This is a genomic window from Saccharopolyspora sp. NPDC050389 (assembly GCF_040655595.1).
GTDB lineage: Bacteria > Actinomycetota > Actinomycetes > Mycobacteriales > Pseudonocardiaceae > Saccharopolyspora.
Genome location: NZ_JBFAKG010000172.1, coordinates 1 through 11,583, shown reverse-complemented (window position 1 = coordinate 11,583; position 11,583 = coordinate 1). Strand labels below are relative to the sequence as shown.

The following is an 11,583-nucleotide window of genomic DNA, read 5'->3' as shown; positions in this document are numbered from 1 at the left end:
TGGTGGGCACCGTTGGTGTGGAGCGAATGGGCCGTTCGTCCCGATAGACGAGGCGAACAGGCCGTTCGCTCCACCACCCCGAACGCACAAGCCGCATGCAACCCCACCCAACAACATCCAAAACAGGCTCTATAGCGACACAAAGTACTCATGGCCCCGGACCTGCGGAAACGTCGCACCAGAGGCGATCGGGCGCCGTATTGCGGTGCTCCAGCGCCGAACGAAGTTGGCCGTTCAGCCGCCCGCGCAGAGTTTGGCGAGGGCTATTGCGTCGTGGGGTGCGTGGGCCTTCACGTCGTTGTCGAAATACGCGTAGACGTCGCGGCCCTTCGTCGTTCGCGCCGGGGCGGTGATCGTGTGCTCCGTGGCCGGGCACTTGCCCTCGCGCCACGACCCGATCAACCTCGCCCAGCGGTCCAGATCCTCGGCCGTGTAGCCGCTGGCGTACAGCTCCTCGGCGCCATGGAAGCGGAGGTAGACGAAGTCGCTCGTGACGTCCTCCAGATGCGGCCAGGCCCCCGCCGCATCCGCCACCACCAGGCCGATGTCGTGGCTGCGGAGCAGCTCGACCGCCTCGGCGGAGGCGAAGCCGGGATGACGGACCTCCAGCGCGTGGCGCAGCGGCCGATCCGCGTCCGTCTCGGTGAGCGAGCGGCCCGCGAGCCGTTCGTCGTGCCGAGCGGCCAGCGCAGCGGCCGCGGCGGTGCTCCGGGGAAGGAGGCGGAAGAACGCCGTCAGGCGTTCGACGTCGACGCCCAGCGACGGCGGGAGCTGCCAGAGCAGCGGCCCGAGCTTCGAGCCGAGGGCGAGGACGCCGGAGGCGAAGAAGTTCGCCAGCGGCGTTTCGACGTCGTGGAGCCTCTTCATGTGGGTGATGTAGCGGCTTCCCTTGACCGCGAACAGGAAGTCGTCCGGCGTCTGCTCCACCCAGCGGCGGTAGGATTCCGGGCGTTGCAGGGAGTAGAACGACGCGTTGATCTCCGTGGAGTCGAGCCGGCGCGAGAGGTATTCCAGCTCGGCGCCGCGGCGCAGATCGCGCGGGTAGAACGGACCGTGCCAGGGGCCGTACACCCAGCCTGACGTGCCGATCCGGATCCTGCGCGATGCGGAACGAGCTCGCATGACGTCACCGACGGTACTCGCCTCCACCGCAGTCGTGAGTGATTGCTCCGGTAAGAACCGGAGTTCTCGCTCACGAGCCTGACGTCAGCGGAGCGTGACCGGGAGGGTGCGGAGGCCGCGGTTCCGGAAGGAGTTCCGCCACTGCAGTTCCTCCTCGGTGACCGCCAGCGCCAGCTTCGGGAACCGGCTCAGCAGCGCGCCGAAACCGATCTCCCCTTCCATCCGCGCCAGCGACGCCCCGAGGCAGTAGTGCGGCCCGTGGCCGAACGCCAGGTGCGGGTTGTCGGCGCGGTCGAGATCCAGGCGCTCCGGGTCGGCGTAGCGGTCCGGGTCGTGGTGCGCCGACACCAGCGAGAGCAGCACCGTCTCCCCGGCCGGGATGGTCACGCCGCCGATCTCGACGTCGGTCACCGGGAATCGGCGGATCGCGAGCTGTGGCGGCGGATCGAACCGCAGCAGTTCGTCCACAGTGGTCGATGAGATTCCGCCGCGGGCGCCGGCGAGCGCCGACGGCCGGGTCAGCAGCGCGGCGAGCCCGTTGCCCAGCAGGTTCACGGTGTTCTCGTAGCCGGCGAACAGCACCAGGAACGCCGCAGAGGTCAGCTCCTCCTCGCTGAGCCGGTCCTCCTCGTCGCGGAGCTCGATCAGGTTGCTGAGGAAGTCCGCGCCGGGCTTCGCGCGCTTCGCCGTGATCAGTTCGAGCAGGTAGCCGTACAGCGCCGTCAGCGCTTCGCGGGCCTGGTCGGGCGTCTCGGGCGCGAGCATGCCGTCGGTCCACGACCGGAAATCCGGGCGGTCGGCGGCGTCCACGCCGAGCAGCTCGCAGATCACCGTGATCGGCAGCGGCGCGCAGTAGGCCGGCAGCAGGTCCGCTTCGTCCTGCCCGGCCAGGACGTCCAACAGCTCGTCGGCGATCTGCTGGACCCGCGGGCGCAGCGGCTCGATCCGGCGCGGGGCGAACGCCTTGCCGATGATGCGGCGCAGCCTCGTGTGCTCCGGCGCATCCATGTTGAGCAGGTTCGCGTCCAGCGCGGGCGGCAGCGAGAAGCCCCGGTAGCCGCCGCCGGAGTTCTTCTTGTCCAGCGACAGCCGCGCATCGGCCAGCGCCGCGCGCACGTCCGCGTAGCGGGTGACCAGCCAGATCGACGTGCCGTCCGGGGCGGTCGCGCGATGCACGGGGCCTTGCTCGCGGAGGCGGGCGTAGGTGGCGCGGGGTGCGGTGACGAAGGCGGAGTCGATCTCGATCACGGTGTCGAAGCTACGCGAGTTGTCAGGTCAGATGCGCCGGACCGTCCGCAGGCGTTCGGCTCGGCGTAACCGGGAGCCGGTTGCCGCTCCACCTCGTTTCCGCACGCTGACCGCGCACGTTAGCGATGGAAGGACCTGGCATGTTCAAGATCTCCCGGCGGCTGCTCGCCGTCCTCGCCTGCGCGGCGCTGCCGCTGGGCCTGACCGCCTGCGGCCCGAGCGCGGCCACCGAGCAGGGCGGCGCGCGCAATCCCGACGAGCTGGTGTTCGCCTCGATCCCGTCGGAGGAATCCACCAGCCTGGAGCAGGAGTTCCGGCCGCTGATCGACATGCTGGCGAAGGAGACCGGCAAGAAGATCCGCGTGGAGAAGGCCACCGACTACGCGGCCGTCATCGAGGGCCAGCGCACCGGCAAGATCGACATCGCGATGTACGGGCCGCTGTCGTACGTGGTCGCCAAGAACAGCGGGGTGCGGATCAGCCCGCTCGGCGCGCAGGTGGAGGCCAAGGGCGGGGCGCCCGGCTACCGGTCCTACGGCGTGGTCAAAGCCGACTCGCCGATCCAGCGCATCGAGGACTTCCGCGGCAAGCAGGTCTGCTTCGTCGACCCCAACTCGACCTCCGGCTACCTCTACCCGAAGGCGGCGCTGCAGAAGGCCGGGATCGACGCCGAGCACGACGTCAAGCCGGTGCTGGCCGGCGGGCACGACGCGTCCGCGCTGGGCGTGGTCAGCGGCCAGTGCGACGCCGGGTTCGCCTACGACACCATGGTCGACAAGCTGCTGCCGGAGAAGGGCGGCATCAAGGCCGGTGACCTGCGGGTGGTGTGGCGCTCGGAGCTGATCCCGGGTTCGCCGGCCGCGATCGCCGACGATCTCGACCCGGCCTTGAAGAGCAAGGTCGTGGAGGCGTTCAAGACCAAGGCCAACGCCGACTACCTCAAGGCGAACGGCTTCTGCACCGCCGCCGACTGCGAGGTCGGCGGCTACTGGGGCTTCGTCCCGGCCGACGACGCGACGTTCAACAGCGTCCGCGAGGTCTGCGGCATCACCCGCGACAAGCAGTGCACCGAAGCCGGCTGACCGCGACGCCCCGTGTGTGGTTTGGGCTGCTATAGAGGCTGTTTTGGATGTGGTGACGTGCGGATGTGGTAACGCGGGCGTTTTGTCTTTGAAGCGGCGGAGCCGCTTAGCCCACCTACGCGACCGGCACCGCCGCGGGTTCACGGTGCCCACCCCTCCGGGGTTCTCCCAGCGAGGACAGCCCCGACGTGGTGAATTGGCATTCATGATGTCGGGGATCCCACAGCGAGAAGACCTCTGAGGTTCCGCCACCCGCACCGCTACGCAGGACGAGTTTGGAAACAGCCTCTATAGCGACACAAACCGCACACGAGGCGTTACCCGGCGGGAACGTGACAAGTGTCCGGGGTGTTCACCTTCGCGGTTCTGGGCGTTGGGTTCGGTGAAGTTGTCCGGACAAGCTGAGCGCGCAGGCTTCCGGACGTGGTCAGAAGCCGGTACGTGGAGATAGCCGACACCCTCGCCGCCGAACTCGCGCAGCTGCCGGCCGGCAGCCGGATCGCCGGCGAGCACGAGATCGCCGCCCGGTTCGAGGTGGGGCGGGCGGCGGCCCGCGCCGCCATGCAGGAGCTGGAACAGCGGCTGCTGGTTCGCCGGGTGCGCGGTGCCGGCACCTTCGTGAACCGGCGCATCGACTACGTGATCTCCCAGCGGCGGGCCCCGTCGTGGCACCAGACGGTGCGCGAGGCGGGTGCCGATCCGCGCTCGGTCGTGCGCGACGTGCGGCGCGCTCCGCTGCCCGAGGCCGAGGCCGCGCTGCTGGGGCGGCCGGCCGACAGCCCGGCGAGCCTGCTGATCCGCCAGTACTACGTCGACGACCTGCTGCACGGCTGGTCGAACGAGTGGATTCCGGCCGACGTGCTGCCCGACGTCGAAATCGCGGTGCACAGCGTCGAATCGGTCGACTCGATCCTGCGCCAGATGGGCAGGGTCCGGCCGGTGCGCTCCTGGTGCCGGGTCAGCAACGCGCTGCCGGAGCCCGAGGTCGTCGCGGGCCTGGAGATCGAGTCCGGCCGCCCGGTGTGGCTGGTGGAGAGCGTCAGCCGGGACGCGGGCACCGGTGCTCCGGTGCTGTTCAGCCGCTCCTGGTCGCGCCCAGATTCCGCCCGGATCGTCGTCGAGATGGACGGGCCGTACCAACCGGAGGACGAGTGAACAGGGAACAGCGTGCCGCGCTGCTCGCCGCGGCCGAACCGGCCGAGATGATCGAGCTGGCCGACGCCTGCCTGGAGGCCGCGCCGCCGCCGAAGGTGCTGGTGGCGCCGGAGGTCGGGTGCGTGTCGGTGCAGGTGCGGGAACCGATCGTGCGGGACCGGTTCCTGCTCGGCGACGTGCTCGCCTGCCGCGCCGAGGTGGAGCTGGACGGGGCCCGGGGCTGGGCGATGCGGCTCGGCGACGACCGCGCCGCCGCGCTGGCCGCGGCGATCCTCGACGCCGCCGTGGAATCAGGCCGCGCGCGGGCCGAGGTCGAAGAGCTCTGCGCGCGGGTCGCCGAGCGGCAGCGGCTGGCCGAGGACACCGAGTGGGCCGAGCTGGCCCCGACGATCGTCGAGTTCGAGGAATTGTGATGACTACGACCACTTCCCTGTCGCCCAAGCAGGCGCAACTGGTCTTCCGCGCCGTGCTGGACGCCCTGGCCCGGCCGGGTGAGGTGCTCCGGTTGCCCACCGATCACCTGGCCCCGGCGCTGCTGCCGGTGCTGGCGTTGGCCGACCTGGACACCCCGGTGCACGTCGACGACTGCGCCGACGTCGTCCGCACCCAGACCTCCGCGCCGATCGTCGACCGCCCCGCCGCGCGCCTCGCGGCGCTGCTCAAGCCGCTCGACGGCCTGGCCGGGTTCCGCGTCGGAAGCGCCGCCGCGCCGGAAGACGCCGCGCTGATTTCCCTTGCCGTGCAAGGTTTCGGCCACGGACAGCCGTTGCGGCTCGCCGGGCCGGGCGTGCCGGGCCGCCGCGAGCTGCGCGTCGCCGGCCTGCCCGCCGACTTCGTCGCGCAGCGGCGGGACCTGATCGCCTTCCCGGCCGGTTTCGACCTGCTGCTGGTCGGCCCCGGCGGGGAGCTGGTCGGGCTGCCGCGCTCCACCCGAGTCGAGGAAGGTGCCTGATGGGATATTCCGGAGTCCGCGGCGGGATGAACGCCATCCTCGCCGCCGAGCGGCTGGTGCGCCGGTCGCGGGACCACGCCCCGGCGGCGTGGGCGAGCACCGAGCAGATCGTGCTGCGGTTCCGCCTGGCCGTCGACCGGATCATGGGCGAGGCGGGCCTGTACGACCCGCCGACCGCCGCCGACGCGTTCCGGCAGGCCGAAGGCGACGTGCTGGAGGCCGCGCACCTCGTGCGGGCGCACCGGTCGACGCTGCCGCGGCTGGCGGTCACCGAGCCCGTCGACCCGGACGAGATGGTGGTGCTGCGCCGCATCGTCCCGGCCAACCGCACCCCGGACGGCCCGCAGCTGCTGGGCCGCACCACCGACTACACCGGCCGCCTCCTGGAACGCCCGGCCGGGAAACCGGAACCGGAAGAGTCCGAAGTGGAGCAACCGGCCGAGCGGACCGCGGAGCAGCGGCGGCCGCGCCGGTTCTACCAGCTGCTCCGCGACCTGGACCTGGTCGTCGAGCACGGCGAGCCGGCCGAAGATCCGGAACCGTTCGACATCACCAGGCGGGCCGCCCGCCCGCCGGCGCCGCGCTCGGCGGTGCTGTCCAGCATGGCCCGCGCGGAGACCGGCGCGCTGGTCGGGCTCTGGTACCGGTCGATCCTCGGGCCCGACGGCGACGTCCACGAGATCACCCTCGGCGACACCCGGCACGGCCGCGTGCCGCTGCGGGTCGTGCACCCGCACACCGGGAATCCGGTGGAGATCGGGCAGATCCGGGTGACCGAGGCGGAAGGCATCGAGGACCTCGACGGCGCCGACGAGGACCGCACCCGCTTCGACGTCGGCTACGGGCTCTGCTTCGGGCACAACGAGCGCAAGGCGATCGCGATGGCCAACCTGGACATCGCCTGGCGCCGCGCCGCGCCGGACAGCCCGCTGGAGCAGCTGTTGCTGCTCACCACCGACGGGCTGGATTCCGGCGGCTTCCTGGAGCACCTCAAGCTGCCGCACTACGTGACGTTCCGGTCCATGGTGGACCGCAAGATCGCCCGGCGGACGGCGCGGAACTCGACCGAGCCGCGCGTGCCGGAGCCGTTCGGGGAGGAGTGCCGATGACCACGGCCGTGCGGGATCTGCTGTCGGACACCGACGACAGCGCCGGGATCCTCGACGAGGGAGCGAAGCGGGAGATCCGCCGGGCCGCGCTGGTCGCGGTGTGCGTGCCCGGCTACCAGGTGCCGTTCGGCTCCCGGGAGATGCCGGTGGCTCGCGGCTGGGGTTCCGGCGGGCTGCAGGTGACGCTGGCCGTGATCGGCGAGCAGGACGTCGTGAAGGTGATCGACCAGGGCGACGACGGCGGCGTCAACGCCGTCAACCTGCGGCGCATGATCGCCGGCACCACCGGCTGCGACGCCAGCACCGACACCCGCCGGGCGACGGTCATCCAGACCCGGCACCGGATTCCGGAGGAGCCGCTGGGCCGGCAGCACATCCTGGTGTACCAGGTGCCGGTGCCGGAGCCGCTGCGCGGCGTGCAGAAGTCGGTCGTCGAGTGCGCCCGGATGCATGCCGAGAACGACTACTCGGCGATGTGGGTCAGCCTGTACGAGGACATGGTCCGCAACGGGGTGATCACCAAGTCGACCGGTTACCCGGTGCTGGTGGACGGCCGCTACGTGCTGGCGACCAGCCCGGTGCCGCGCTGGGACGTGCCGAAGCTGCACCAGTGCGAGCACCTGAACCTCTACGGCGCGGGCCGGGAGAAGCGGATCTACGCGATCCCGCCGCACACCGACGTGGTGCCGCTGACCTTCGACGACATCCCGTTCGAGGTCGAGCAGGTGCCGGGCGCGAGCTGCAAGTACTGCGGCTCGCGGACCAGCTTCCTCGTCGAGGGCGGTGAGGGCGCTTACGTGTGCAGCGACTCGGACTGGTGCTCGCGGGTAGAGGCCGGGGACGCCGATGTTTCGGGACACCGGCTGCCGGTGGACATGCTGCCGGAGGTGGCGCCGCGGCCGGTCGAGGTCGTCGAGGCGCCGCGGCCGGTGGACGGCCCGGAGTGGACGCTCCGCGTCGACGGCATCGGCAAGGTGTACGGGCCGGGCGGCGCCGGCGCCGTCGCGGGCACCGGGCCCGAGCACGGGACCGCGGTCAGTCCGGAGACCGGTGCCGTGGTCGCGGCCTGGGACGTGTCGTTCGACGTCGCGCCCGGTGAGGCGCTCGGGATCATCGGCGAGTCGGGTTCCGGCAAGTCGACCGCCCTGCGCTGCGTGATCGGCGACGAGCCCGCCACCGGCGGTGGCGTCTACCTGTCCAGTGTGGATGGTGGCGAGACGGATCTGCTGCGGCTGGATTCCGCGCGGCGCCGGCGGCTCCGGGTGGACACCATGGCCGTCGTCTACCAGGACCCGGCCGCCGGGCTGGACCTGCGGGTGACCGCCGGCGGCAACGTCGCGGAGCGGCTGACCGCCGCCGGGTGGCGCGGCTACCACGCGATCCGCAAGCGCGCGGCCGAACTGCTCGACCGCGTCGAGGTGCCGCTGTCCCGCATGGACGACCCGGTGAGCACCTTCTCCGGCGGGATGCGGCAGCGCGTCCAGATCGCGAAGGCCCTGGCCACCGAGCCGCCGGTGCTGCTGCTCGACGAGCCGACCACCGGCCTCGACGCGTCGGTCGCGGCGGGCGTGCTCGACCTGCTGCGCGGGCTGCTCAGCGAACGCGACATCGCGGCCGTGGTGGTCAGCCACGACTTCGCGGTGATCGAGGCGCTGACCGATCGCAGCCTGGTCATGCAGCTCGGCCGCGTCGTCGAGCGCGGCCTGACCGACCAGCTGTTCGCCGACCCGCACCACCCCTACACCCAGCGGCTCGTCGCCGCCGCCCGGAGGTGAGGTCCACAATGGACGCCAAGCTCGTGCTGACCGTTCGCGGCCTGCACAAGACGTTCACCCTGCACACCGTCGACGGCCGGACGGTCGTCTCGCTGTGCGGCGTCGACCTCGACGTCGCCGCCGGCGAGCACGTCGCGATCGCCGGGCCCAGCGGCGCCGGCAAGTCCAGCCTGCTGCGCTGCACGCAGCGCAGCTACCTCCCGGACGCCGGCTCGGTCGTCCTGCACACCGATGACGGGCCGGTGGACCTGACCGCGCTGCCGGACCGCGCGCTCGCCCGGCTGCGCGGCCGGCAGCTCGGCTACGTCTCGCAGTTCCTCGCCACGCCGCCACGCACCGGGCCGCTGGAGGTCGTCGCGGCTGCAGCCCGGCGGCGCGGGCTGGACCGGGCGGAGGCGCGCGACGCGGCAGCGGAGTCGCTGCGGCGGCTGGCGCTGGACGAGGTGCTGTGGGACGTCGACTGCGGTGTGCTCTCCGGCGGGGAGCGGCAGCGGGTCAACCTCGCGGCCGGAACCGTGCGGCCGCCGCGGTTGTTGCTGCTGGACGAGCCGGTTTCGGCGCTCGACCCGGCGAACCGGGAGCGCGCGCTGGAGCTGATCGCGTCGCTGACCGGCCAGGGAGTGGCGGTGCTGGCGGTGTTCCACGACCTCGACGCGATCCGGCGGCTGGCGACCCGGGTGGTGGAGATGGCGGACGGCCGGATCGTCCGCTCCGGCACGGCCGAGGAGGTGCTCGCCGCATGAGCGCCGTGGTCGGTGATGAGCGCCTGATCGAGCTCGTGAGTGAAAAAGCCGGTAAGAACCGGATTCAGCACTCACGAGCAGTTCCGGCCCGCGTGGCTGGTCGAGTTGCGGACGGGGTGTCGGTGGCGTGAGCAGTGCGGTCGAGGAAGTCAGCTGGCCGTTGGCGGCGGCGCCGAAGGACTACGTGCTGGGGCACGTGCGGGCCGTGCTGCCGGACCGGGTCACCGACGACAGCCGGATCGTGGTGCGCGGTGGGCGCGTCGAGGCGATCGAGGATCACCCGGCGGGATCGTCCTGCGACGTAGATGGTGGCGGGCTGCTGTGCATCCCGGGCCTGATCGACGTGCACAGCGACGCGCTGGAGCGGGAGCGCATGCCGCGCCCGTCGGCGGTGCTGCCGTGGGAATTCGCCCTGCTGTCCATGGAAGGCAAGCTCACGGCGGCCGCCGTCACGACGGTATTCCACGGCGCGGCGTTCCAGCACAAGACCTCGCGCGGAACGCAGCGCACCGTCGGCAGCGCGGGCGAGCTGTGCGAAACCGTGCGCGCCAGGGGAGCCGGGCCGGTGGACCACCGGGTGCTGTTCCGGCTGGACGTGCGCTCCGCCGAAGGCGCCGCCGCCCTGCGAGCGCAACTGGACGCTGTGGACGATGGTGCGCTGGTTTCGCACGAGGACCACACGCCGGGGATCGGGCAGTACGTCGACCGGCGGCAGATGGAGCGCTACCTCGTCGGCGCGGACGGGATGACGCCGGGGGAGGCCGAGCGGCACGTGACGGAGATGATCGCCGAGCGCGGCGAGCTGCTCGACGTGCGGGACGAGAACCTGACCTGGCTGGGCGGCCTCGCGCGGTCCGGGCGGATTCGGCTGCTCGGCCACGACCCGGAGTCGGCTGAGGAGATCGCCGCGCTGTGCACCAGGGGAGGCGCGGTGGCGGAGTTCCCGACCACGATGGCGGCGGCCGTCGCGGCCCGCGAGCACGGCCTGCCGGTCGTCGCGGGTGCGCCGAACGTCCTTCGTGGACACTCGCACGCCGGGAACGTGTCGGCCCGGGAGCTCGCCTCGCGCGGGCTGGTCACGGCGCTGGCCTCGGACTACCTGCCGTCCGGGCTGCTGGCCGCGGTGTTCGGGCTGGTCGGCGAGCTCGGGTTGCCCGCAGCGATCGGGCTGGTGACCTCCGGCCCCGCGGCGGTCGCCGGGATCGCCGACCGGGGGCGGCTGGAACCGGGACTGCGCGCGGACCTGGCGCTGGTGGAGCCGGGTTCGAGGTGGCCGCTGGTACGGGCCGTGCTGTCGGGAGGTGCGGCGTGATCGGATGGCCGGTGCCGGACCCGCAGATCCCGTCCGCCGCGCACGCGGTGCTGGCCGAGGCGGCCAAGGCCGCGTCGGAGGCGTTCCGCGACGCCCGGGCCCGCTACGACCGGGCGCAGCTCGCAGAGACGTCCGCGATCGGCGCGGACGGCACCGCGTCGATGCGGCTGGACCTGCTGGTGGAGGCCGCGATCGCGGAGGTCGCCGAGGCGCACCGGATCAACCTGCTCAGCGAGGAGATCGGGTTCGTCGACAACGGCTCGGCGGTGACGCTGGTGGCCGACCCGGTGGATGGCACGGCGAACGCCGCCGCAGGAGTGCCGCTGTCGGCGTTCTCCGGCGCGATCGTGCTCGACGGGGTGCCGGTGGAGGCGCTGACCTGCTGGCTGGACACCGGGCGGTGCTGGCACGCGGTCGCCGGGCAGTCGCCGGAGTTCCGCACCACCGGCCGGCGTTCGCTCGACGGCGCGGCGGTCAGCCTGCTGCGCCCGCACGAGCGCAGCGCGGACGCGTGGTGGCGGGTGGCGAAACAAGCGGCGCGAGTGCGGATCCTGTCCACGACGTGCCTGGAGGCGATGCTGGTGGCGGAGGGCTCCACGGACGCCTTCGCTGACGCGGCCTCCGACACTCACCGCATCGTGGACCTCGTCGCGGCGATGGTGACGCTGCCCGGAGCGGGCGGAGCGGTCCTGGACGTCCACGGCAGGCCCCTGGAGGTGGACCCGGACCTCCGCCGCCGCTGGTCCGGAGTCGTGGCGGCAACGCCGGAGTTGGCGGAAGAACTAGCCGCCACCATCCGCGGCTAGCCGAACCTCGGGAAGCGAATCCGCCGGCCTGTTCCACAGCGGACTAGTCGATCGGCGAAGGGCACCTTGCCGACTTGCTCGGCAAGGTGCCCTTCGCCTCGGCCGGAGCCTCGCGGTTCTGCCCGCACCATGAAGCCGGTCGGCCGCCGGAGCGGCGTTCCGGAAGGTACGGGGCCGTGAGTCTTTTGGGTCGCTATAGCAGCCCAAAAGAGCAGCGGGCGCCAGCTCAGCGGCTGCCGGTGGTGGTTGCGTTCGGCCGGCAGCAGCACCACGAACAGC

At 72.1% G+C, this 11,583-nt stretch carries 12 protein-coding genes; 10 read left to right on the top strand and 2 right to left on the bottom strand.

From position 1 onward, the window contains the following. Nucleotides 1–234: 234 nt before the first annotated feature. A complete protein-coding gene (locus AB0I53_RS48250) occupies nt 235–1,122 on the bottom strand; it encodes a DUF72 domain-containing protein (protein WP_358617605.1) in 888 nt (295 codons plus the stop codon). An 84-nt stretch (nt 1,123–1,206) separates the two neighbouring features. Beyond that, nucleotides 1,207–2,370 carry a cytochrome P450 gene (locus AB0I53_RS48245; protein WP_358617603.1) on the bottom strand — a complete coding sequence of 388 codons (1,164 nt, stop codon included), beginning with the start codon at nt 2,368–2,370 and terminating at the stop codon, nt 1,207–1,209. 140 nt (nt 2,371–2,510) lie between these two features. Here AB0I53_RS48245 and AB0I53_RS48240 point away from each other — a divergent pair, with 140 nt between their 5' ends. The 10 genes from AB0I53_RS48240 to AB0I53_RS48195 all read left to right on the top strand — a co-directional run bounded on the left by AB0I53_RS48240 (nt 2,511) and on the right by AB0I53_RS48195 (nt 11,304). Beyond that, on the top strand, nt 2,511–3,452 hold the full coding sequence (locus tag AB0I53_RS48240) for a phosphate/phosphite/phosphonate ABC transporter substrate-binding protein (RefSeq protein WP_358617600.1): 942 nt from the start codon (nt 2,511–2,513) through the stop codon (nt 3,450–3,452). A 423-nt stretch (nt 3,453–3,875) separates the two neighbouring features. After that, nucleotides 3,876–4,607, top strand: a complete 732-nt coding sequence (locus tag AB0I53_RS48235; protein WP_358617597.1) for a GntR family transcriptional regulator — start codon at nt 3,876–3,878, stop codon at nt 4,605–4,607. Then, the gene (locus AB0I53_RS48230; RefSeq protein WP_358617595.1) at nt 4,604–5,020 is read left to right on the top strand and encodes a phosphonate C-P lyase system protein PhnG; all 417 of its coding nucleotides are present in this window, start codon (nt 4,604–4,606) and stop codon (nt 5,018–5,020) included. The genes AB0I53_RS48235 and AB0I53_RS48230 overlap by 4 nt, the downstream gene beginning before the upstream one ends. Beyond that, nucleotides 5,020–5,559, top strand: a complete 540-nt coding sequence (phnH, locus tag AB0I53_RS48225; RefSeq protein WP_358617592.1) for a phosphonate C-P lyase system protein PhnH — start codon at nt 5,020–5,022, stop codon at nt 5,557–5,559. Before AB0I53_RS48230 ends, phnH begins: the two co-directional genes overlap by 1 nt. Beyond that, on the top strand, nt 5,559–6,668 hold the full coding sequence (locus AB0I53_RS48220; RefSeq protein WP_358617590.1) for a carbon-phosphorus lyase complex subunit PhnI: 1,110 nt from the start codon (nt 5,559–5,561) through the stop codon (nt 6,666–6,668). Before phnH ends, AB0I53_RS48220 begins: the two co-directional genes overlap by 1 nt. Next, entirely contained in the window at nt 6,665–8,443 is a 1,779-nt protein-coding gene (locus AB0I53_RS48215) for an alpha-D-ribose 1-methylphosphonate 5-phosphate C-P-lyase PhnJ (protein ID WP_358617588.1), read from the top strand. The genes AB0I53_RS48220 and AB0I53_RS48215 overlap by 4 nt, the downstream gene beginning before the upstream one ends. An 8-nt stretch (nt 8,444–8,451) precedes the next feature. After that, nucleotides 8,452–9,186, top strand: a complete 735-nt coding sequence (locus AB0I53_RS48210; protein ID WP_358617585.1) for an ATP-binding cassette domain-containing protein — start codon at nt 8,452–8,454, stop codon at nt 9,184–9,186. Further along, nucleotides 9,183–9,317, top strand: a complete 135-nt coding sequence (locus AB0I53_RS48205; protein WP_358617582.1) for a hypothetical protein — start codon at nt 9,183–9,185, stop codon at nt 9,315–9,317. Before AB0I53_RS48210 ends, AB0I53_RS48205 begins: the two co-directional genes overlap by 4 nt. After that, the gene (locus AB0I53_RS48200; RefSeq protein WP_358617579.1) at nt 9,314–10,498 is read left to right on the top strand and encodes an alpha-D-ribose 1-methylphosphonate 5-triphosphate diphosphatase; all 1,185 of its coding nucleotides are present in this window, start codon (nt 9,314–9,316) and stop codon (nt 10,496–10,498) included. Before AB0I53_RS48205 ends, AB0I53_RS48200 begins: the two co-directional genes overlap by 4 nt. Further along, entirely contained in the window at nt 10,495–11,304 is an 810-nt protein-coding gene (locus tag AB0I53_RS48195) for an inositol monophosphatase family protein (RefSeq protein WP_358617576.1), read from the top strand. Before AB0I53_RS48200 ends, AB0I53_RS48195 begins: the two co-directional genes overlap by 4 nt. Nucleotides 11,305–11,583 lie beyond the last annotated feature (279 nt).

Bases quoted from the DNA above. Each gene is read 5' to 3' on its own strand.
- AB0I53_RS48250 (WP_358617605.1), bottom strand. From the start codon at position 1,122: ATGCGAGCTCGTTCCGCATCGCGCAGGATCCGGATCGGCACGTCAGGC.
- AB0I53_RS48240 (WP_358617600.1), top strand. From the start codon at position 2,511: ATGTTCAAGATCTCCCGGCGGCTGCTCGCCGTCCTCGCCTGCGCGGCG.
- phnH (WP_358617592.1), top strand. From the start codon at position 5,020: ATGACTACGACCACTTCCCTGTCGCCCAAGCAGGCGCAACTGGTCTTC.
- AB0I53_RS48220 (WP_358617590.1), top strand. From the start codon at position 5,559: ATGGGATATTCCGGAGTCCGCGGCGGGATGAACGCCATCCTCGCCGCC.
- AB0I53_RS48215 (WP_358617588.1), top strand. From the start codon at position 6,665: ATGACCACGGCCGTGCGGGATCTGCTGTCGGACACCGACGACAGCGCC.
- AB0I53_RS48210 (WP_358617585.1), top strand. From the start codon at position 8,452: ATGGACGCCAAGCTCGTGCTGACCGTTCGCGGCCTGCACAAGACGTTC.
- AB0I53_RS48205 (WP_358617582.1), top strand. From the start codon at position 9,183: ATGAGCGCCGTGGTCGGTGATGAGCGCCTGATCGAGCTCGTGAGTGAA.